We start from the raw sequence: 20,954 nt of genomic DNA on the forward strand, positions 1-20,954 counted from the left end.
CATCCCCATGCCGCGGCCAGAAATGGCTTGAATGAAGAGCGCTGCCGCTCGCCGGCACCGTCCGCTTCTGTCAAATGCGGACTTTATCAACACCATCGGTCGTTAGCGGCCATTCGCCATCCTTCATATGACCTTAGAAATTGCCGGTTAGGATGCCCGCATTCGTTCGACGAAAGAAGCGGGGGCGTGCGTGAGCGGAGCGGGATACGGTGATTTCGAGGCGCGGCTGGAGCGCCTGCACGCGCGGCAGATGGCGTTTCTGCAAAATTCGCCACCCGACGATTGGCATCGCTACGCTTTCTATCACAATTGGGACGAGCGGCTGGACGGGCTCTACTGGATCGTGAGCCAGCCGCAATGCGACCGGGCGACGGCGATCCTCATCTTCTGGAAGGGCGAGCCCACGGGCTATGATTATGAGGAAGAAGAAGAAAATATGGGCGACGATGTTTATGCCGTCGCGCCGATGCTGCGCTATATCAGCGAGCGCTTCAACACGGCCGGCTATCCCCGCGCGGAAATAGCTTATGATTTTCTGGAAGCCGCGGGGCATGAGGCCGGGTCGGACTATGCGGCGATCATCGAAGCCGGGAGGCTGCGCGACTTCGAGACGCTGATCGAGGCTCAGAAAAATCTGTCCGACCCGCGCGTCAAACTTCATGCCGATATGAAGGTCCTGAGGCTTCCCGGGCGAAAGGTCGCAGGCTATGGCGACACGAGCGATTTCTATGACCGGTTCCCCGAAGACATGGATTGACGCGAATTCCAAACCGGAGAGATGAGTCGATGACCGACGCCGATGCCCCCTATCATGCCCATATCTATTATGACGCGGCCGAACGGCCCGCGGCCGCTGCGCTCCGCGATGCGTTCGGCGAAGATCCCGCGATCCTGCTCGTCGGGCCGATGATCGACCATGGCGTGGGGCCGCATCCGATCGCGCAGTACGAGGTGCATTTCCTGAAGGCACACCGCGATGCGGTGGTCGCGGCGATTGTGCCCACGGGGCTGCGCGCGCTGGTGCATCCTTTGACCGACGACGATCTCGCCGATCATACCAGCCTGGCCGAGTGGATCGGCGAGCCGATCGAGCTCGATGTGACGGTGCTCGATCCGCCGGGGGTGAACCAGGGAATTCCGCGGTTCGGGAAGGCGGACTTCTAGCAAATTCGTCATACCGGCGAAGGCCGGGATCTCGCCGGTGCGATATGGCGATAGGGTGAGATCCCGGCCTTCGCCGGGATGACGATGTGGTGGGGGTCAGGCCTCGACCGGACCCTCACCGCCCAGCACATAGCCGCAGCCCAGCGCGCGCGCCTCGTCGGCGTCGGACAGCGCCGCGACCGTCTGCCAGCCGTCGGCGCGCAGGCTCGCCGCGAGTTCGATATCGTGGCCGAGCGGCAGGAAGATGCGGCGGTCGGCGACATCCTCGGCGCCGAGGCCGTCGTCGATGAGCGGGTCCGGGTAGAGCGAGAAGCCCACCGCCGATTCCTCATGATCCTCGCCGACGGGGATCGCATAGCCGCCGCCGCGGCCGATCGCGTCGCCCTGGCCGGGGACGAAGATCTGGAAGCCGAACCAGCTCTGATAGGCGAAGCCGTGGCGCTCGGTCGGGTCGAGCGTCAGCGACACGCGGTCGCGGATCGGCGCGGCGATGGCTTCGAGCGCGTCGATGCGGCTCGTCAGGACGCCGCCGGTGTCGAAGGCGCGCAGGTCGGCGATCGCCTGGTCGAAGGGGCCGGTGGCGCGGAGCAAGGGCAGATAGGCGGCGGCGCCGATGCGGACGAGCGCGCCGGCATCCTTGGCGTCGAGTTCGTCGCGCAAAGTCTCGAGGCTGGCTTCGACGGGCAGCGAGGCGGCGAGCAGGTCGACGGCGTCGGGCAGGGTGAAGTCGATCGTGACGGGGCCGATGCCCGCGGCATCGAGCGCGTCAATGGCGACGCTGACGATCTCGCGCGCCGCGGCGACGCCGTCGCTGCCGATCAATTCGGCACCGACTTGCAGCATCTCGCGCGCGGGACGGAGCTGGCTGGCGCGCAATTTGACGATCTGGCCGGCGTAGCAGAGGCGCAAGGGACGCGGGGCTTGCGCGAGGAGCGAGGTCGCGATGCGGCCGACCTGGCGCGTGATGTCGGGGCGGAGCGCGAGGGTGCGCTGCGACACCGGGTCGGTGAAGCGGAGCAAGTCGCGCGCGCTGCGGTCGTCGTCGCCGCCGAGCGTCTCGCGGAACTCGGCAAGCGGCGGCGACACGCGGCCATAGCCGTGCGCGCGCATCGCATCGACGAGCGCGCGCGTGACGCGCGACGCCGCCTCGGCCTGTTGCGGCAGGCGGTCGCGGAGGCCTTCGGGCAGCAGGGCGGGGGTGCGAGGCATGGTGGGGCCTTAGAAGTCTAAAGGCGGGCGATCAATCAAATCTCCCCTCCCGCAGGCGGGAGGGGCAACGAGGCTTGCCAGCTTGCTGGCTAGCCGCAGTGGGGTGGGCATCGACGTTGCAAGGGCCCACCCCGCTGCGACTAGCGAACAAAGTTCGCAAGTCTCGCTGCCCCTCCCGTTTACGGGAGGGGAGGGCGTTCAGAACTTCAGGCCCTTGACCGTCTTCACGCCGGGCAGCTGGCAGATCTGCCACAGGAGCGGCTCGGGCAGCGGCGAGTCGAGGCTGAGCAGCAGCACGGCCTCGCCGCCCGCGGCGCGGCGGCCGAGGTGGAAGGTGCCGATGTTGAGCCCCGCGTCGCCGAGCGTGGTGCCGATGCGGCCGATGAAGCCCGGGGCGTCCTCGTTGACGATGTAGAGCATATGGCCGTCGAGGTCGGCCTCGACCTTGATGCCGAACATCTCGACGAGGCGCGGGTCGCCGTTGCTGAACAGCGTGCCCGCGACCGAGCGGTCGCCGGCCTCGGTGGCGACGGTGACGCGGACGAGCGTGTGATAGTCGCCGTCGCGATCGTGACGAACTTCGCGGACGTCGAGCCCGCGTTCGCGTGCGAGATGGGGGGCGTTGACCATGTTCACCGCGTCCGAATAGCGGCGCATCAGGCCGGTGAGCACCGCGGCGGTGATCGGCTTGAGGTTGAGCTCGGCCGCCGCGCCCTCGACCTCGATCGAGATCTTGGCGAGATTGTCGTGCGCGAGTTGGCCGACGAGGCTGCCGAGCTTTTCGGCGAGGCTCATATAGGGGCGCAGCTTCGGCGCTTCCTCGGCCGACAGGCTGGGCACGTTGAGCGCGTTGGTGATGCCGCCGGTGAGGAGGTAATCGCTGATCTGCTCGGCGACCTGGATGGCGACATTGACCTGCGCCTCGTCGGTCGACGCGCCGAGGTGCGGCGTGCAGATGAAGTTCGGGGTGCCGAACAGCGGGTGGTCGGCGGCCGGCGGCTCGGTCTGGAACACGTCGAGCGCGGCGCCCGCGACATGGCCGCTGTCGAGCGCCTCCTTCAGCGCCGCTTCGTCGATCAGCCCGCCGCGCGCGCAGTTGATGATGCGCACGCCCTTCTTCGCCTTGGCGAGGTTTTCCTTCGACAGGATATTGCGCGTCTGGTCGGTCAGCGGGGTGTGCAGCGTGATGAAATCGGCCTTGGCGAGCAGGGTGTCGAGATCGGCCTTTTCGACGCCGAGCTCGATCGCGCGCTCGGGGGTCAGGAAGGGGTCGAAGGCGACGACCTTCATGCGGAGGCCCAGCGCGCGTTCGGCGACGATGCTGCCGATATTGCCGCAGCCGATCAGCCCGAGCGTCTTCGACGTGAGCTCGACGCCCATGAAGTCGTTCTTCGGCCATTTGCCCGCTTGGGTCAGCACATTGGCTTCGGGGATCTGGCGTGCGAGCGCGAACATCATCGCGATCGCATGTTCGGCGGTGGTGATGCTGTTGCCGAAGGGCGTGTTCATCACGATGACGCCCTGCTTGGATGCCGAGGGGATGTCGACATTGTCGACGCCGATGCCGGCGCGGCCGACGACCTTCAGGTTGGTCGCGGCGGCGAGGACGTCGGCGGTGACCTTGGTGGCCGAGCGGATCGCGAGGCCGTCATAGGTGCCGATCATCGCGATCAGCTCGTCCTTGGTCTTGCCGGTGATGACATCGACGTCGATCCCGCGTTCGGCGAAGATCGCGGCGGCTTTGGGGTCCATTTTGTCGCTGATGAGGACTTTGGGTGCGGTCATTTTATTCTCCCTCTCCCCTTCAGGGGAGAGGGCCGGGGAGAGGGGGTCTCTGCGCCGGCCCTATGTTGATGAAGGAAAGGAGCGGGGTGCATCCCCCTCTCCCAACCCTCTCCCCTGAAGGGGAGAGGGCTATTAAGGTCAGGCTTTGAGCGAGGCGTAGGCCCAGTCGAGCCACGGTCCGAGTGCTTCGACATCGGCGGTGTCGACGGTCGCGCCGCACCAGATGCGAAGGCCCGGGGGCGCGTCGCGGTAGCCCGCGATGTCGTAGGCGGCGCCTTCGGCTTCGAGCAGGCCCGCGAACGTCTTGATGAAGCCCTCGTCGGCGCCCGCGACCGACAGGCAGACCGAGGTCTTCGAGCGGCTGGCGGGGTCGGCGGCGAGGTGGCTCAGCCAGTCGCGTTCCGCGACGATCTTGTCGAGCGCCGCGGCATTGGCATCGCTGCGCGCCTTCAGGCCGTCGAGACCGCCCAGCGACTTCGCCCATTCGAGCGCGAAGATCGCATCCTCGACCGCGAGCATCGACGGCGTGTTGATCGTCTCGCCCTTGAACACGCCCTCGGTGAGCGCGCCCTTCGAAACGAGGCGGAAGACCTTCGGCAGCGGCCAGGCGGGGGTGTAGGTTTCGAGGCGTTCGACCGCGCGGGGGCCGAGGATCAGCACGCCATGGCCGCCTTCGCCGCCGAGCACTTTCTGCCAGCTGAAGGTCGCGACGTCGATCTTGTCCCACGGCAGGTCGTAGGCGAACACCGCGCTGGTCGCATCGGCGAAGCTAAGGCCGGTGCGGTCGGCGGCGATCCAGTCGCCGTTCGGAACGCGGACGCCGCTGGTGGTGCCGTTCCAGGTGAAGAGGACGTCGTTCGACCAGTCGACGGCGCCCAAGTCGGGGAGCTGGCCGTAGTCGGCGCGGATGACGGTGGGGTCGAGCTTGAGCTGCTTGGCGGCATCGGTGACCCAACCTTCGCCGAAGCTTTCCCAGGCGAGCGTGGTGACGGGGCGGGCGCCGAGCATCGTCCACATCGCCATTTCGAAGGCGCCGGTGTCCGAGCCCGGAACGATGCCGATGCGGTGCGTGTCGGGGAGCTGCAGCATCTCGCGCATCAGGTCGATGCAATAGGCGAGGCGCGTCTTGCCGATCTTCGCGCGATGCGAACGGCCGAGCGATTCGGTGTTCAGTTTTTCGGGGGACCAGACCGGCGGCTTGGCGCAGGGACCGGAAGAAAAATAGGGGCGCGCAGGGCGCACCTGCGGCGTCGTCACTTCACTCATTATAGTCTCTCCTTGCAGAGAGCTCGCGCGGCGTTGGGACCGCGTGGCCCGGCGCCGCCTTTAGGGAGCGCCAGGAAACTGTCAAACAAAATGCTTCGGCCGGGCGAAATTTTCGACGAGCCGATGCCATGCTTTAGAGCTTGTTAACCATAGTGTCGGTAATTTGACGCCATGGCGAAATCCCGTTTTCCTTGGTTCCGGACGCTGGTCGCAGCCGCGGCGGCGCTGTCGCTGTCGGCCTGCTTCGGCGCCCCGGAGGTGATGAAGAGCGGCGGCGGCAAGAAGCCGAGCGCGAGCACGCCCAAGCGGCCGCAGGTCGCGGGAACGCCCTCGTTCAACAGCCCCGAGGCGCAGCAATGCGCGGTCGACCTCAAGCAGGCGGGGGTGAAATTCACCCCGCTGCCGAACCAGGATCATGGCGGCGGGTGCAGTTCGATCGATTCGGTGAAATTGCTCGACATCGGCACGCCGGTGTCCGGGCTGGGCGCGATGACCTGTCCCCTGGCGAAGAATTTCGCGGCCTGGGCGCAATATGCGGTGCGCCCCGCGGCGCGCAAATATTTCGGGCAGGAGGTCGTCAAGATCGAGACCTTCGGCACCTACAGCTGCCGCAACATCTATGGCGGGCGCTCGGGGCGGCTGTCGCAGCACGCCTATTCGAACGCGATCGACGTGTCGGGCTTCGTGCTCGCCGACGGACGGCGGATCATGCTCGACGGCGGGTGGAAGGGCGACAAGCCGTCGCAGGAGTTCCTGCGCGCGCTGCACAAATCGGCGTGCCGGCGCTTCGGTACGGTGCTCAGCCCCGATTACAATGCGGCTCATTATAATCATTTCCATATGGATATGAGCGGCAACGGCTATTGCCGCTGAGGGCACCCGGTCTTGGCAAAGTCACGCGGAGGGAGTAGCCGTCCGCCAATGACAGAAGACAAACAACCCCATCGTTCGCGTTTCCACAAGGCCAAGGACGACGCGCATTTCGCCAAGCAGGCGGTTTCCACCCCCCAGACGCAGAGCTCGGCCTATCGGCTGGCGTTCCAGGACACCGAGTTCCTGCTGCGCGAGGATCTGCGCCCGGTGCGCTTCCAGCTCGAGCTGCTCAAGCCCGAGCTGATGCTCGACGAAGCCAAGATCGAGTCGATGCTCGTCATCTATGGCTCGGCGCGCATCCCGGCGCCCGACGCGGCGCAGGCGGTGCTCGACGCCGCGCGCACCCCCGAGGAAAAGCGCATCGCCGAGCGGCTCGCCGCCAAGGCGAAATATTATGACGAGGCGCGCAAGCTCGCGCGGATCGCGAGCCAGGTGCCCCCCGACAAGAATGGCTGCCGCAACTATGTCGTCTGCTCGGGCGGCGGGCCGTCGATCATGGAGGCCGCGAACCGCGGCGCCGACGACGAGGGCAAGGAATCGGTCGGGCTCAACATCGTGCTGCCGCACGAACAGGCACCGAACCGCTATGTGACCCCCGATTTGAGCTTCCAGTTCCACTATTTCGCGCTCCGCAAGATGCACTTCCTGTTGCGCGCGCGCGCGGTATGCGTCTTCCCCGGCGGCTTCGGCACCTTCGACGAGACGTTCGAACTGCTGACCCTGATCCAGACGGGCAAGATCAAGCCGATCCCGATCGTGCTGTTCAGCGAGGAATTCTGGACCCGCGTCGTCAATTTCGACGCGCTGGTCGAGGAAGGCGTGATCAGCGCGCGCGACCTGTCGCTGTTCCATTTCGTCGAGACCGCCGACGAGGCGTGGAAGATCATCCAGGATTTCTACGCGAAGGTGGCGGAGTAGGCTGGCACAAAGCCCCTCCCCTTCAGGGGAGGGGTTGGGGTGGGGCGTGTCAGGTTGCGCAAGGCCTCTGGCCCCCACCCGCTGCGACTAACGAACAAGTTCGGCATTATGTAGCAAACGCACCAAGCCATAAACGGCGACTGGTGGGGCTGACATGATGCCGAGCGCTAGGAGGCGCTTGGTGTTTGATTACGTACATTTTGGCGGCGTCTCTCTGGTTAGTCGGCCCGATCCAATGCAGTGACGCGAGACGGGAAAGTGTCCGGCAAGCCTTTGCCGCCCGCCGCACGCCAGTCTTGGAGCTTTCCGATCCGCATTGTCGTCGTCGTGTAGGCATAGCGCCAATCGTCTTCCGCGATCTGGTACAAAATCACGAAAGTGGCATTCAAATCGACGTCAAAAGGATAGTCGACCTCAACGGGAATCGTCCCGGGCAGGGGCAGGGCGGCGGTAGAAGTTTGATGCGGCAGTGTTTCGGCCTGTCTGGGATATACAACACGACCTATCGACCGTTCTCGGTCGAGCACACGCCTCTTGGCTTCCTCAAGCGCGCGGGCCGGGGCCTCGGTCCAGATGTGGGGTGCCTCCGCGTCGCCGATGGAGAAAAGCCAAAGGAAGGGAATGCAGGTCACTTCCATCGCGGGAAGCTTGCCGACGTTAGTGACCTCGGCCCTCACATGAGCGCTGATAAAATCGCCATGGGTCTCACTATGCCTCAGTTCGTAACGATCAAGATTTACGTTGTTTATCTTCACCCATGGGCGCTGAGCCATGCGCGCAATATCGTTGGACTGGATAACGGCAAGCGCGTTCTTCTCAGCGATTCCCAGCGCATCCCCGGCCCCCTTTGCGGCCTCCTGAGCGATTTCTACCGTTCTTTCAGTCGCCACGGCAGCGCGCTTCGCATACCAGGCGGCGGCAATGGCAGCACCCATGGTGAAAGCGCCGAGGACGAGACCGACACCACCAACCACGACTTGCCACCAAGACCAACGGGAACTGTCATAGGCAGCGTCAGCCGCCTTCCACTGGGCGCAAAGGTCGGACTTGCGGTCGTCGTCGCCGCGCTCGCAACCCTCATCTGGGGGCGCGGGAATTGGCTTTTCTGGGGTAGTAGGATCGGCGTCCGCGGCCTTGCTGGTTACGGCCTTGGCAGCTTGGGGATTTTCGCTCTGAGCGCCGCCCTGTTTGCTTGGGCTAGCCCCTACTAAGGCTAGTCCCGCAACAGCAACGAGGATGCACCGATAGCCTCTAAGCATTGCAGCATAAACGCGGCTGAGAAGCCGCCCCGGCTGATCTTGTTGTTAAGGTTCCGCTCGTTCTCTGTGACGCCAACCGACGCCAGCTTTTCCGCAAGCTGCGCATAGGTAACCCCCCGCCTTTTCAGCTCGCCTTTTAGCAAGTTTTTGGCGCGAGTCTCATATTCAACGGTGGCAGGATCGGCCTTCGCCATATCAGCATCCTTTTATCATCAAAAATGATGATATACACCCTTGACTTTGGTTATGTCTACCCTCATATCCAGTGCACAACATCACTGGATACGATGACAATGACCCCCAAAGGCCAACATTTCCTCCTCTCTGCCAAGGCTCGCACCCTGAGCCTCAAGGCTGTTTTCACCATGGGCGAAGAGGGCGCCTATAAGACGTTCTGCCAGATGCGTTGGCCTGAGACGGACGGCGAGGCTGTGTGCCCGCGTTGCGGCTGCGTCGAAACCTATGACATTGCCACCCGCCGCAAGTTCAAGTGCGTTGCCTGTCATCACCAGTTTTCGGTTACTAGCGGCACGATCTTCGCCAGTCGCAAGCTTTCGTTCGTCGATCTGCTCGCTGCTATCGCGATCTTCGTGAACGGCGCCAAGGGCGTTGCCGCGCTGCAACTGAGCCGCGATCTGGACGTCCAGTATAAGACCGCGTTCGTGCTTACCCACAAGCTTCGCGAAGCGATGGCGCGCGAACAGATGGGGCGCCAGCTTGACGGCATCGTGGAAATCGACGGCGCCTATTTCGGCGGTTACGTGAAGCCGGAAAACCATAAGGACGACCGCAAGGACCGCCGTCTGGTCGCCAACCGTTCGGGCAAGCGCCAGTGCGTCGTCGTGATGCGCGAGCGCGGCGGCAAGTCGCTGCCGTTCGTTGTCGCCAACGAAGGCGACGCCGTTCCCTACGTCCGCGATCATGTCGCCAACCTTGCCGTTCTCCACGCCGACGAAGGCACCGGCTGGGATGCACTCCACGCCGGATGGATGACCGAGCGCGTCAATCACTCCATCCAGTTCTACGACAAGGGCGCATGCACCAATCAGGCCGAAAGCTATTTCAGCCGCCTTCGCCGCATGGAAGTTGGGACGCACCACCATATCGCAGGCCCCTACATTGGCGCCTATGCTCGCGAAGCTTCGTGGCGTGAAGATAACCGCCGCGTGTCGAACGGCGATCAGGCTGCGATGGTGACGGCGGCGGCGATGGCGTCGCGTGTCAGCCGCGATTGGAAGGGGTACTGGCAGCGGGCGGCATGAGAACAATCGTCGAACAATCCGACGCTCCCAAATATAACGGAACCTTTATATTTAGATTGGCCAAATTTTGGCCTAGGACGCCCATACGGCGCGATTTACCCTTTTAGGGGTGTCCGGGCGGGGTACGAATCAAAATTCCGCCAGAATCGCCTTATCTGGGCAAACATTGCTTGTGTCCCGTCCCGGGCGTGGTAAATAAAAAAAGAGCCAGCGACTTGCAGGTCACTGGCTCTTTTAAACGTTAACCTCGGCTGGCAGGCCAAGATTTGAGTTGCAAAGGCTTTATGCACCGGAAAACCGGGCCAGTCAACGCCTGCCAGTCATCTTTGGAGCGATACCTAGATGACTGATTCTTCTCCTGATTCCCAGCTTATGCTGGTCCCCCACACCTACCAAGGCGCGTTAATTTCTCAGCGCGCCACAGACGGCTATATCAACGCGACAGCGATGTGTCGTGCTGCGGGCAAAGAGTGGGCTCACTATCACGCCAACGGGACGACCAAGGCCTTTTTGCTGGCTCTGGAGGGGTCCCTCGGAATTCCGAGGGACCATATCGTGCAGTCGATTTTGATCGGCCCGAATGAAGCGCGCGGCACTTGGATTCACCCTCAGGTCGCAATCCACCTTGCTCAATGGCTTTCAGCCGAATTTGCCGTCAAGGTGAGCGAGTGGGTTTACGAGTGGATGTCAGGCAAACATCCGTCCGACAAGATTTGGTCGCAGTTTCAGGACCGGGTTTCTCTGGTTTATGACAATGTGCCGGATGGCTACTTCTGCGTGTTTCGCGAGATCGCCGACGTCTTTGCGGCGCTCATCTCGAATGGCTGCAATCCCGGCACCAAAATGCTGTTGGATATCAGCGTGGGGATGCATTGGGCGAACCATTGGAAGTCGGCGAAGCTGGCCGAAAAGTTTGGCGACCGTCGCTATTTCGACCATTTCTACCCGCAGTATTTCGCGCAGTCCTATGCGAACCCGCAGCCAGCGGCTTGTTATCCCGAAGACGCATTGCCAACGTTTCGTCGTTGGCTGCGCGACGTGTACGTGCCGCACAAGATGCCGACCTACCTAAAGACGCAGGTCCAGCAAAAGAAGCTGCCCGCTGAGATCGCGAACAACGCATTGGCGGCGCTGGCAACCCGCGAAGCGCAACGGGCGGTTCCGCGCGCCACGAAATGATGTGCAAGGGCGGGTTAGTACCCGCCCTTCACTATCGCCCAGCCAGCGCCCACTCCAAATACTGCCCGGCCCGCGTCTCGCGGCTCGCAATCACCCCATTATCGCGCAACCGCGCCAGCGCCTTCCTAGCGCGCGTGGTGGCGGTCCTGAGGCTCAACCGGTCCGTTGGCAGCGCTCGCGCCTCTTGCACGCGCCCGACCAATTCAGGGGTGGAAAGTGGCTCGCCAGCCGCGCGCAGGACGTCGATGATCGTTCGCGTCATCTCGCCCCGATTTGCCCAATGAGCCTTGCGGGTGAATTTGAGCGGCGGAATATCGGATAGGTCCGCTTCCGGCCTGAATATCAGGATAGCGCGGTCGAGTGCGGCAACGTCCGCGAGCAAGGCCTCATACTGACCGCGCACGGTATCGGCCTCAAGCGCCAGTTCGCGCCGACGCCTCACTAGGCCGGATACAACATTCTCGTGCATCCCGCCTTATCCCAGCAAATCCCGGATAATCCCATATCGGCGCTGGTGCGTTTGCTACATAATGCCGAACAAGTTCGTAAGTCTCGCTGCCCTCCCCTGAAGGGGAGGGGTGGGTCTATTACTTCTGCGCCTCGAGATACAGCAGCAACGCCTTGCGATCCGCCGGATCGTAAACCCCCGCGAACGCCATGCGCGTGCCGGGGAGCGCCTTCATCGGAGCTTCGAGATAGAGATCGAGCGTCGCGGCGTCCCAGACGCCGCCCTTGGCCTTCATCGCCGACGAATAGCTGAACCCCGCGTGCGAGGCGACCGGGCGGCCGACGACGCCGTGGAGGTTGGGGCCGATGCCGTTGGCGCCGCCCTTGTCGATCGTGTGGCACGCGACGCAGCGCTTGAAGACCTGCTCGCCCATCGCGGCGGTCGGTTCGACCGTCGCGGCGGGCGCGTCGGCGGCGCCCGCGGCGTCGTCCGCGGGCTGGTCGCCCTTGCCGCAGCCGGCGAGCAGCAGCGCGCCCGCCATAAGGACGGGCGCGAGGCGCATTATTTCTTGGCTTCGGCCGGGGCAGCGGCGGGTGCAGCACCCGCGGCGGGAGCCGCAGCGCCTTCGGCCGGGGCCGCGCCCTTGTCGGCGGGGGCAGCGCCCTCGGCCGGAGCGGTGCCTTCCGCGGGGGCTTCACCCGCGGCCGGAGCGGCTTCGGGCGCGGGGAGCGGCAGGTTCGAGCCCATGCTGTTGAGGTAGACGATCAGGTTCGCACGATCCTCGGCGCTGCCGAGGCCCGCGAACGACATCTTGGTGCCGGGGGCATATTTGCTGGGCTTGGTCAGCCAGGCGTCCATGCCGGCGAAGTCCCAATTGCCGGGAACGCCCTTGAGCGCCGCCGAATAAGCGAAGCCCGGGACATGGCCATGCGGCTTGCCGAGCGCGCCGAAGAGATTCGGGCCGATGCCGTTGGCGCCGCCCTGGTCGATGGTGTGGCAGGCGGCGCATTTCGCGAACACGGCCTTGCCCTTTTCGGCGTCGGCGGCGGCGAGCAGGTTCGGAAGCGGCACCGCGGCGGCACCGCCGCCGGCAGCGGATTCGGTGTCTTCGATCACGAAACCGGGCTTTTCCGGGGCGTGGCTGGCCGACAGCATGCCGGTGCCGATCGACAGGCCGAGCGCGCAGATGCCCGCGAAAAGCACCCAGCCGGCGATGGTATTGTTGCGATTGTCCATGCTTTGCAGCCCCGTACGCTGGCGCCCGCGTGCCGGGCGCATATCTGATTTGGTCGCTCCCTTACTGGCGCGGCGACGGCGGCGCAAGGGGATGAAAAGCCCTTCGCGCCGGTTGCGCGTGGAGCGCCGCCCCGCTATGCGCCGCCGCGCACTTCGGAAGGGCGGACATGGGCAGTTATTCGGCATCGGCGCAGGCACTGGTCGACGAGATGAAGGCGGCGGCGCTGGCCGAGCCCGCGCGCGGGCTGGCCTTTCAGGGCGCGCCGGGGGCGAACAGCGACCTCGCCGCGCGCGAATATGACGCGAACGCGCTGCCGCTGCCCTGCTATTCGTTCGAGGATGCGATCGAGGCGGTGCGCGACGGGCGCGTCGACCGCGCGATCATTCCGATCGAGAACAGCCTGCACGGCCGCGTCGCCGACATCCACTTCCTGCTGCCCGAATCGGGGCTGTCGATCGTCGGCGAGCATTTCCTGCGCATCCGCTACGGGCTGATGAGCCGCGGCCTCGGCCCGGTGACGCGCGCGATGAGCCACGAACAAGCCCTCGGACAGTGCCGCCGCTGGCTGCGCGCCAACAAGATCGACCCCATCGCGCACAGCGACACCGCGGGCGCCGCCGCCTGGGTCGCCGACAGCGACGAGGTCGGCCTCGCCGCGCTGGCGCCGCCGCATGCCGCCGAGCTTTACGGGCTCAAGCTGCACGAGACCGGGATCGAGGACGCCGACCATAATATGACGCGCTTCGTCGTGCTGGCGCGCGAGCCGCTGGCCGAGCAGCCCGTGGGCGTGCCGCTGATGACGACCTTCGTCTTCGAGGTGAAGAATATTCCCGCGGCGCTGTACAAGGCGCTCGGCGGTTTCGCGACCAACGGGGTCAATATGACCAAGCTCGAAAGCTATCAGGTCGGCGGCAGTTTCACCGCGACGACTTTCTACGCCGACATCGTCGGGGCACCGGGCGAGGAACGCATCGACCGCGCGCTCGAGGAGCTCGATTTCCAGACCAAGACGCTGCGGCTGCTCGGCACCTATCGCCAGGCGCGCGCGCGTTCCTGAAGGGGGTAGGCCTAACGCGCCTCGAAATGCGTCGCGGCCTTGGCGTCGCGCGTAGTCACCAGATAATCGAAGCCGAGCAGCGCGAAGCGCGAATAGACCGGCAGCTCGCGCATCGCCTTGCCCTGCAATTTGTGGCGCAGCGGCGTGAGCGGGATCAGCACGTGGCCGGTGGCGGGCAGGCTGTCGGGGGCGATGCCCGCGGCCGCCAGGATCGGGCCGACGGTCTCGTCCTTGTACGGCGCGACCTCGGTGAAGGTGGCCGCGCCCGGCTTGATGTTCCGCACGCTGCCGCCGAGCGGGAGATAGGCGATGTGCAGCGATTTTTTCCCGTTCGCCGCGGCGAGGCCGGGGAGCAGCGAGCCGAGGTCGTAGATCGAGGTCGGGGTGGTGCCGCGGCCGAGATGGTTGAGCCCCATCTTGAGCAGCACCGTCGGCGCGGCGGGCTTCTCGCCCGCGAGTGCGCGGAGGAAATAGCTCTGCATCAGCGCCGCGCGGACCTCGTTGTTCTCGAGATAGCGGCCGCTGTCGTTGAGCTGGTAAATTTCGGCGCTCTTCTCGAGCGCCTCGACCACCGCGGTCAGCTCGACGCTGTCCTTGTAGCGTTTGCGGAGGTCGGCGAAATCGGCGGCGGTCGCCTTCTGGAGCATGATCTGGTCGAACTTGCCGGCGCCCAGCGCAGCCTTGTCGGCGTCGCGCCATTTGGCGAGCAGGTCCTTCGTCGCCCGGTCGGGGGTGCGTTCGGCGAGCAGGTCGAGCAGGATCGCGGGCGCGCCGACGAATTCCTGGTCGATGCCCCACAGGTGCCGCGGGGCGAAACGCTCGGCGAGCCGGGCGTCCTCGACGTTCGAGAGGAAGGGCATCGCCCAGGGGCGGCCCTTCAGCCAGGGGCCGAGCCCGTCGACGCCCTTGTCGCGGATTTCATAGGCGGCGAGGCGCGTCGAAATCGGGCCGACCTCGACCGCGTGGAACATCTCGCCCGCGCCGGGCAAAGCCGCGGCATCGTGCGCGAGCGCCATGCCGAGTTCGGGCGAGCCCGCGAAACCATGATCCTCGCCGATCGCGATGAACTGCGTCGTCGGCAGTTCGGCGCGCAGCCGCTCGCCGCCGGGGCCCGAGAGGCCCTCGGGGCCGAAGGCGATGGGCAGGATCTCGACCGTTGCGGCGGGTGTCGGCGGCGTATCGGCCGCCTGCGCCGGGGCGGGAAGAACCGCGAGCAGGGCCGCGGCTACACGGGTTTTCCAGACCATCGATCGCCCTCCGTTTTTCCCTTGCTGTATTATTAGATCAATACAGTCAAGCGGAAAGGCGGCGGGGTCAGTCGCGGCGATGCGCGAGCTTGCGCGCGAGCGCGAAGCTTTGCGTGACGAACAGCGTGATCAGGACGCTCGACACGACCATGCCGAACAGGTCGAAGGGCGAGAAATTGGTGCCGTTGATGTCGGCGCCGCCGATCACGGGCATCAGCGCGGTCATCGCGATCAGCATCAGGCGGAGCTCGGTCGGGCCGCCCGCCATGTAGGAGAGGCGGAATTCGCCGACGACCTTGGCGGCGAGGAAGCTGTGGATCGAGAGCAGCAGGTAACCGATCACCCCGAGCAGCGCGACGTCGAAGCGCATATAGGGGCTGAGCCCGATGCTGCCGACCATCAGCAGCGTCGCGAGGCCGTCGACGCTATGGTCGACGAAATAGCCGTAGGAGGGGCGCTCGATGCGGCGCCAGCGCGCGAGGCTGCCGTCGAGCGAGTCGCCGAACCAGTTGACGACATAGCCGGCGATCGACAGCGACAGCCATGCCGGGCCGAGCCAGCTCAGCATATAGCCCATCGCGACCATCACTGCGCCGAGGAAGCCCAAAGTGGTGAGCTGGTCGGGGGTCACCCACTGCGGCAGCCGCGCACAAATCCAGTTGAGGACACGGCGTTCGCCGCGCGCGAGGATATTCTGCTGGATGCGGACAGGGGGCGCCTGCCGGGGATTGCTGCTCATCAAGGGCCTTTCGTCATTGGCTGTCACATCTGTGTCAGCCAGACGTCACGCGCGCGTCATAGTCGCAATTACGCGGTTGGGGAAGGGCGGTGCGCGCGGCCGGGCGCCGCGGCGGGGCGGGCGGGCGCGGTTCGCGGTTGGCGCAGCGCCCGCCAGCGGGTATCGCTTTTGCGCAAAGGGGGACGCGGATGGCCGATATGTCGATGGCGCGGATAGCGAAGCGCGGGGTGGTCGGCACCTTCGACCCGCGCGGGCGCGACGACCGCCTGCAATTCTGGCTCTATTTCGCGATGGTCTTTGCGCCGATGATATTCGTGCAGTTCGTCGCGCAGATGGTGCTGACCTTTCCAACAATCGATCCCTCCCTGACGGCCGAAGCCAATACTGCCGCCATCGACCGAAAAATGTTCGGAGCGATCGGGACCAGCGGATATCTCAACCTCGCGTGTCACCTCATCGCAGCAGTGCTGCTCTTGAGCGCGACGGCGCGTCGCCTGCACGACCGCGGGCGCGCGGGCTGGTGGGCGTTGATATTCCCGTCGGCGGTGCTGGCGGCCGGGCTCGACCAAGCGCGGCGCATGGATGTCATGGCGGGACATATGGCGCGGATGACCACCGAAATGCGAAAGGCGCCTCCCGAACCGATCGAGATGCTTTCGTTTCCGGCCGAGTTGCAGGCCGCCATGCCCGGGCCGAGCTGGCCGGCGATCGTCGCGGGGATCGCGATGCTGTGGCTGGCGATCGAACTGCTGCGCGCCGGAACGCCGGGCGACAACCGCTTCGGGCCGCAGCCCTAATCGCGCCAGGGGCCGATTTCGCCGACGTCGCCGATCACGCGGTAGCGCACGGCATCGCCCTGCCACGCGACCTCCCACATCGGCGCGGGGCGCGCCCACTCGCCGATGACGAAGAGCGGCAGCTTGTTGGCCGCGACGAAGGCGAGGTCGTCGGCGGTCGGGCCGGGGACGACGGTGTCCGATCGCTGGTGCAGCCGCACGACGGCGAGCACGCCCGCGGGCGGCGACGGCAGCGACTGGCGCACCGGCATCGCGAGGCTGGCGCCGATTTCGGGATTGCCGCGATTGTCGCGGGTGAGCAGCAATATCTTGTCGGCGGTCGGATAGGGACCGCCCACCGGCCGCCCCGCGACCTTGCGCCCGTTGAGCGCAGCGAAGAGGCGGATGTCCTCATCGGCGATCGCGGGCGGGCCCGCGGGCTCGGGCATGGTCGCGACCACCGGCGGCGGGGCGACCGCGATACCGTCCTGGAGCAGCAGCGCGGCCGCCAGCGCGAGGATCGTCAATGCGCTTCGCCCCAGCTCGTGCCGATGCCGACCTCGACTTCGAGCGGCACCGACAGCGTCAGCGCGGGTTCGGCGGCGCCCGCCATCACGCGGCGGATGACCTCGCCCGCGGCTGCGGCCTTGCCCTCGGGCGCCTCGAAGACGAGTTCGTCGTGGACCTGGAGCAGCATCTTGACGTCGGACAGGCCGGCTTCCTCCAGCGCCCGCGGCATGCGCGCCATCGCGCGCTTGATCAGGTCGGCGCTGGTGCCCTGGATCGGGGCGTTGATCGCGGCGCGCTCGCTGCCCGCGCGCTCGTTCTGGCTCGCCGCCTTGATGCGCGGGAACCAGGTTTTCCGGCCGAACAAGGTCTCGGTGTAGCCCTTGGCGCGCGCGCCCTCGAGCGTGTCGGTGATGTAATCGCTGATCCCGGGGAAGCGCTCGAAATAGCGCGCGATCAGCGCCTGCGCCTCGTCGGGGGTGACTTCGAGCCGGCCCGCGAGGCCCCAGCGCGAGATGCCGTAGAGGATCGAGAAATTGACCGTCTTCGCCTTGCCGCGCGTGTCGCGGTTGACCTCGCCGAACAGCTCGATCGCGGTCGCGGCGTGGATGTCCTGCCCCTGCGCAAAAGCCTCCTTGAGCTCGGGGACGTCGGCCATATGCGCCGCGAGCCGCAGCTCGATCTGGCTATAGTCGGCGGCGATCAGCACATGGCCGGGCGCCGCGATGAAGGCGTCGCGGATCTGGCGCCCGGTCTCGGTGCGGATCGGGATATTCTGGAGGTTCGGGTCGGTCGACGACAGCCGCCCGGTCTGCGCGCCGACGAGGCTGTAGCTGGTGTGGACGCGGCCGGTCTTCGCATTGATCTGTTGCTGCAGCGCGTCGGTGTAGGTCGATTTCAGCTTCGAGAGCTGGCGCCATTCGAGGATCTTGCGCGCGATCGGGACGCCGTCGCGTTCGAGCCGTTCGAGCTCGCTCTGGTCGGTCGACCAGTCGCCCGACTTGCCCTTGCGCCCGCCCTTGAGCCCCATCTTGTCGAACAGGATTTCGCCGAGCTGCTTGGGGCTGCCGATGGTGAAAGGCTGGCCGGCGAGCTCGTGGATTTCGCCCTCCATGCGCAGCATGTCGTTCGCGAACTCGCCCGACAGCCGCGCGAGATAGTCGCGGTTCACCATGATGCCCGCGCGCTCCATCGTTTCGACGATCGCGGCGAGGGGACGGTCGACCATCTCGTAGACGCGCGTGCCGCCTTCGAGCGGCAGGCGGAGCTTGAGGAGCTTCCACAGGCGCCACGCGACCTCGGCATCCTCGGCGGCATAATGGGTCGCGCGGTCGAGCGGGACTTCGGCGAAGCTGATCTGCGACTTGCCGGTGCCGCACACTTCCTTGAAAGAGATGCAGACATGGTCGAGGTGGAGCTTCGCCAGCTCGTCGAGCCCGTGCTGATGCTTGCCCGCGTCGAGCGCGAAGCTCATCACCAGCGTGTCGTCGTAAGGCGCGATGCTCAGCCCGTGCTGCGCGAGCACGCCGATGTCGTACTTCAGATTATGCCCGACCTTGAGCACCGCCTCGTCGGCGAACAGCGCGTGGAGGCGGCCGAGCGCATCGGCCAGCGGCACCTGCTCGGGCTTTTCGGCGAACATGTCGGTGCCGCCATGGCCGAGCGGGATGTAGCAGGCGCGGCCGGGACCGGTCGACAGGCTGACCCCCACGAGGTCGCCGGTGACGCTGTCGAGCGTCGCGGTCTCGGTGTCGACCGCGACGACGTGCGCCGCGCGTGCCTCGGCGATCCAGCGGTCGAGGGCCTCGAGAGTGGTGACCGTCTCGTAGAGATTGCGGTCGATCGGCGGCAGCGCGGGGAGCGTCGGCGTCGAGGGGCCGGTCGCGGGCGCGGCGGAGGGGGCGGCACCGGCGCGCGGCAGCGTCGGCGGGCCGCTCGGCGCGGCGCCGGTGTCGAGCTTGGCCGACAGCGAGCGGAAGCCATGCTCGTCGAGGAAGAGCTTGAGCGGACCCGGCGGGATCGCGCCGAGCTTCAGCTGGTCGAGCGTGTCGGGCATCGGCGTGTCGCGCTTGAGGTCGACCAGGATGCGCGACAATTCGGCCATCGCGCGATGCTCGATCAGATTGTCGCGGAGCTTCGACGCCTTCATCGTCTCGGCGCCGTCGAGCGCGGCGGTGAGGTTGCCATATTCCTGGATCAGCTTGGTCGCGGTCTTGGGCCCGACCCCGCGCACCCCGGGGACATTGTCGACGGCATCGCCCATCAACGCGAGCACGTCGCCGACGAGGTCGGGCGTAACGCCGAACTTTTCGTTCACCGCTTCGAGGCCGAGGCGGACGTTCTTCATCGTGTCGAGCATGTCGACCTGCGGCGCGCCGTCGGCGGGTTCGCGGATCAGCTGCATCAGATCCTTGTCGCTGCTGACGATGGTGACGTCCCAGCCCTCGCGCACCGCGGCCTCGGTGTAGCTGGCGATGAGGTCGTCGGCTTCGAAGCCTTCGAGTTCGATGCACGGCAAGGAGAAGGCGCGCGTCGCGTCGCGGATCAGCGGGAATTGCGGGCGCAGGTCCTCGGGCGGCTCGGGGCGGTTCGCCTTGTACTGATCGTAGATTTCATTGCGGAACGACTGGCTGCTGTGGTCGAGGATCACCGCGAGATGCGTGGGCCCGTCGGCGTCGTGCAAATCCTTCGCGAGCTTCCACAGCATCGTGGTGTAGCCATAGACCGCGCCGACGGGCACGCCCTGCGGGTTCGTCAGCGGCGGCAGGCGGTGGTAGGCGCGGAAGATGTAGCTGGAGCCATCGACCAGGTAGAGGTGATTCTTCTCGGACATGGCGCGGGGTGTAGCAGCGGCGAGCGGGGCGGCCTAGCGCGATGTTCCCGCTTTCTTCTACTCGGGCCGCGGCAGCGGCGGCAGGTCGAAATGGAGCACCTCCTCGCGCACCCCGAGCTTGGCGTAGAGCGCGACCGCGGGTGGATCTTCATAGTCGGCCTGGACGAAGACCGCCCAGGCGCCGGTCTCCGCCGCGATATGCTGGAGTTCGGCGATCAGCGCGGTGGCGACGCCGCGGCGATGGTGCGCCTCGGCGACGGCGAGGTCGTAGAGATAGATTTCGCTGCGCGCGGCCTCGAGTTTGTCGAGGATGTAGGCGGTGAGGCCGCCGACGATGCTTCCGTCGATCTCCGCGACGAGCAGGATGATCGACTCCTTGGCAAGCTGGTGCGCGAGCCAGGCGTCGTCGGGCGTGTCGCGGCGATAGGTGTCGCGATCCTCGAAGGCGTCGGCATAGAGCGCGTTGAGGTCGCGCATCGCTTCGATGTCGCCGGGGCCGAGGCGGCGGATTCTCATCGCGCGCGCCATCTTTCGATGGCCTGCCAGCCGAGCCAGAAGGCGAGCGGCAGCCCGACCGCACCGAGCATCAGCAGCGTCGACGAATCCTGCGCGACCGCCGAGGCGCCGATCGCGGCGAAGAGCATCGCGACGCCGAGGTTGGCGAGCGCCATGACGAGCGCGAAGCGGACAAAGGCCATCGCCGACACCCCGGCGGCGATCGCCATCACCTCGGCGAGGACGGGGACGGGGCGCGAGACGATCAGCGCGACCGGGCCGACGCGCTCGGCGAGCTTGTGCGCCTTGTCGACGTCGTCGGCACCGAGCAGCCGCTTCGCGAGCGGGCGCGCGGCCCAGCGGCCCGCGGCATAGCCCGCAAGGCTGGCGCCCATCAGCCCGAGCCAGATGACGAGCGTGCCGAGCGCGAAACCGAAGGCCGCGCCCGCGAGCGTATTGGTGACGCCGTTGGGTACGGGGAGGAACAGGTCGAGCGTCAGCGCGGCGATGATGAGCAGCGCGGCGGCAAGCGGGCGCTCGTCGGCGGCGGCGAGGATCGCGTCGCTCGCGGCGACGAACTGGTCGCGGAAGATCAGCGGCATGCCGACGATCAGGAACAGCAGCGCGGCGATGGCGAGCCAGCGGAGAAAGGGGGCGGGGCGCCGGGGCATGGGAGGCAGCTTAGCGCGAGGGCGGGGAG

22 protein-coding genes are annotated in these 20,954 nt (G+C 66.0%); 8 read left to right on the forward strand and 14 right to left on the reverse strand.

Annotated features, from left to right (window positions below; genetic code table 11):
* Positions 1 to 190: 190 nt before the first annotated feature.
* Both ATE62_RS21475 and ATE62_RS21480 read left to right on the forward strand, forming a co-directional pair.
* A complete protein-coding gene (locus ATE62_RS21475; RefSeq protein ID WP_058818608.1) occupies positions 191 to 757 on the forward strand; it encodes a DUF4274 domain-containing protein in 567 nt (188 codons plus the stop codon).
* 29 nt (positions 758 to 786) lie between these two features.
* A complete protein-coding gene (locus ATE62_RS21480; protein ID WP_058810487.1) occupies positions 787 to 1,164 on the forward strand; it encodes a DOPA 4,5-dioxygenase family protein in 378 nt (125 codons plus the stop codon).
* A gap of 96 nt (positions 1,165 to 1,260) precedes the next feature.
* Here ATE62_RS21480 and ATE62_RS21485 read toward each other — a convergent pair whose 3' ends face one another.
* The 3 genes from ATE62_RS21485 to ATE62_RS21495 form a co-directional block, all read right to left on the reverse strand.
* Positions 1,261 to 2,373 carry an ATP phosphoribosyltransferase regulatory subunit gene (locus ATE62_RS21485; protein ID WP_058810486.1) on the reverse strand — a complete coding sequence of 371 codons (1,113 nt, stop codon included), beginning with the start codon at positions 2,371 to 2,373 and terminating at the stop codon, positions 1,261 to 1,263.
* A 198-nt stretch (positions 2,374 to 2,571) separates the two neighbouring features.
* The gene (gene serA, locus ATE62_RS21490; RefSeq protein WP_058810485.1) at positions 2,572 to 4,158 is read right to left on the reverse strand and encodes a phosphoglycerate dehydrogenase; all 1,587 of its coding nucleotides are present in this window, start codon (positions 4,156 to 4,158) and stop codon (positions 2,572 to 2,574) included.
* 138 nt (positions 4,159 to 4,296) lie between these two features.
* Positions 4,297 to 5,424 carry a phosphoserine transaminase gene (locus ATE62_RS21495; protein WP_058810483.1) on the reverse strand — a complete coding sequence of 376 codons (1,128 nt, stop codon included), beginning with the start codon at positions 5,422 to 5,424 and terminating at the stop codon, positions 4,297 to 4,299.
* A gap of 171 nt (positions 5,425 to 5,595) precedes the next feature.
* Here ATE62_RS21495 and ATE62_RS21500 point away from each other — a divergent pair, with 171 nt between their 5' ends.
* The gene (locus ATE62_RS21500; RefSeq protein WP_058810482.1) at positions 5,596 to 6,297 is read left to right on the forward strand and encodes an extensin family protein; all 702 of its coding nucleotides are present in this window, start codon (positions 5,596 to 5,598) and stop codon (positions 6,295 to 6,297) included.
* A gap of 48 nt (positions 6,298 to 6,345) precedes the next feature.
* A complete protein-coding gene (locus ATE62_RS21505) occupies positions 6,346 to 7,215 on the forward strand; it encodes an LOG family protein (protein ID WP_058810480.1) in 870 nt (289 codons plus the stop codon).
* A gap of 218 nt (positions 7,216 to 7,433) precedes the next feature.
* Here ATE62_RS21505 and ATE62_RS21510 read toward each other — a convergent pair whose 3' ends face one another.
* Both ATE62_RS21510 and ATE62_RS21515 read right to left on the reverse strand, forming a co-directional pair.
* A complete protein-coding gene (locus tag ATE62_RS21510; protein ID WP_156420693.1) occupies positions 7,434 to 8,150 on the reverse strand; it encodes a hypothetical protein in 717 nt (238 codons plus the stop codon).
* Between the two features lie 278 nt (positions 8,151 to 8,428).
* On the reverse strand, positions 8,429 to 8,668 hold the full coding sequence (locus ATE62_RS21515; RefSeq protein WP_058810476.1) for a DUF6471 domain-containing protein: 240 nt from the start codon (positions 8,666 to 8,668) through the stop codon (positions 8,429 to 8,431).
* Positions 8,669 to 8,767: 99 nt separating this feature from the next.
* On the opposite strand from ATE62_RS21515, the gene ATE62_RS21520 reads away from it, so the two are divergent.
* Together ATE62_RS21520 and ATE62_RS21525 are read left to right on the forward strand one after the other, a co-directional pair.
* Positions 8,768 to 9,736 carry an IS1595 family transposase gene (locus tag ATE62_RS21520; protein WP_058810475.1) on the forward strand — a complete coding sequence of 323 codons (969 nt, stop codon included), beginning with the start codon at positions 8,768 to 8,770 and terminating at the stop codon, positions 9,734 to 9,736.
* Positions 9,737 to 10,078: 342 nt separating this feature from the next.
* The gene (locus ATE62_RS21525; protein WP_082662960.1) at positions 10,079 to 10,915 is read left to right on the forward strand and encodes a KilA-N domain-containing protein; all 837 of its coding nucleotides are present in this window, start codon (positions 10,079 to 10,081) and stop codon (positions 10,913 to 10,915) included.
* Between the two features lie 31 nt (positions 10,916 to 10,946).
* Here the strand turns inward: ATE62_RS21525 and ATE62_RS21530 are convergent, their stop codons facing one another.
* The 3 genes from ATE62_RS21530 to ATE62_RS21540 form a co-directional block, all read right to left on the reverse strand.
* The gene (locus tag ATE62_RS21530; RefSeq protein ID WP_058810473.1) at positions 10,947 to 11,384 is read right to left on the reverse strand and encodes a hypothetical protein; all 438 of its coding nucleotides are present in this window, start codon (positions 11,382 to 11,384) and stop codon (positions 10,947 to 10,949) included.
* A gap of 118 nt (positions 11,385 to 11,502) precedes the next feature.
* Entirely contained in the window at positions 11,503 to 11,904 is a 402-nt protein-coding gene (locus ATE62_RS21535; protein WP_231736367.1) for a c-type cytochrome, read from the reverse strand.
* A gap of 20 nt (positions 11,905 to 11,924) precedes the next feature.
* Entirely contained in the window at positions 11,925 to 12,599 is a 675-nt protein-coding gene (locus ATE62_RS21540; RefSeq protein ID WP_058818611.1) for a c-type cytochrome, read from the reverse strand.
* A 167-nt stretch (positions 12,600 to 12,766) separates the two neighbouring features.
* Here ATE62_RS21540 and ATE62_RS21545 point away from each other — a divergent pair, with 167 nt between their 5' ends.
* Positions 12,767 to 13,657 carry a prephenate dehydratase gene (locus tag ATE62_RS21545; RefSeq protein ID WP_058810665.1) on the forward strand — a complete coding sequence of 297 codons (891 nt, stop codon included), beginning with the start codon at positions 12,767 to 12,769 and terminating at the stop codon, positions 13,655 to 13,657.
* Between the two features lie 11 nt (positions 13,658 to 13,668).
* Here the strand turns inward: ATE62_RS21545 and ATE62_RS21550 are convergent, their stop codons facing one another.
* Together ATE62_RS21550 and ATE62_RS21555 are read right to left on the reverse strand one after the other, a co-directional pair.
* Positions 13,669 to 14,904 carry a hypothetical protein gene (locus ATE62_RS21550; RefSeq protein ID WP_058810664.1) on the reverse strand — a complete coding sequence of 412 codons (1,236 nt, stop codon included), beginning with the start codon at positions 14,902 to 14,904 and terminating at the stop codon, positions 13,669 to 13,671.
* 67 nt (positions 14,905 to 14,971) lie between these two features.
* Entirely contained in the window at positions 14,972 to 15,643 is a 672-nt protein-coding gene (locus ATE62_RS21555) for a CDP-alcohol phosphatidyltransferase family protein (protein WP_058810663.1), read from the reverse strand.
* Between the two features lie 188 nt (positions 15,644 to 15,831).
* Here ATE62_RS21555 and ATE62_RS21560 point away from each other — a divergent pair, with 188 nt between their 5' ends.
* A complete protein-coding gene (locus ATE62_RS21560) occupies positions 15,832 to 16,440 on the forward strand; it encodes a DUF805 domain-containing protein (RefSeq protein WP_058810640.1) in 609 nt (202 codons plus the stop codon).
* Here the strand turns inward: ATE62_RS21560 and ATE62_RS21565 are convergent.
* The 4 genes from ATE62_RS21565 to ATE62_RS21580 form a co-directional block, all read right to left on the reverse strand.
* Positions 16,437 to 16,946 (reverse strand): hypothetical protein, encoded by a 510-nt coding sequence (locus ATE62_RS21565; protein ID WP_231736368.1) that lies wholly within the window; start codon positions 16,944 to 16,946, stop codon positions 16,437 to 16,439. The genes ATE62_RS21560 and ATE62_RS21565 overlap by 4 nt on opposite strands.
* Positions 16,943 to 19,759 (reverse strand): DNA polymerase I, encoded by a 2,817-nt coding sequence (gene polA, locus ATE62_RS21570; RefSeq protein ID WP_058810639.1) that lies wholly within the window; start codon positions 19,757 to 19,759, stop codon positions 16,943 to 16,945. Before polA ends, ATE62_RS21565 begins: the two co-directional genes overlap by 4 nt.
* A 57-nt stretch (positions 19,760 to 19,816) precedes the next feature.
* Complete coding sequence (locus ATE62_RS21575; RefSeq protein WP_082662962.1) at positions 19,817 to 20,275, reverse strand: AAC(3)-I family aminoglycoside N-acetyltransferase; 459 nt, start codon at positions 20,273 to 20,275, stop codon at positions 19,817 to 19,819.
* Positions 20,272 to 20,954, reverse strand: a 683-nt coding sequence (locus ATE62_RS21580) for a TVP38/TMEM64 family protein (RefSeq protein ID WP_231736369.1), incomplete at its 5' end; no start/stop codon positions are given. The genes ATE62_RS21580 and ATE62_RS21575, both read right to left, overlap by 4 nt.

It is taken from the genome of Sphingopyxis sp. HIX, assembly GCF_001468285.1.
GTDB lineage: Bacteria > Pseudomonadota > Alphaproteobacteria > Sphingomonadales > Sphingomonadaceae > Sphingopyxis.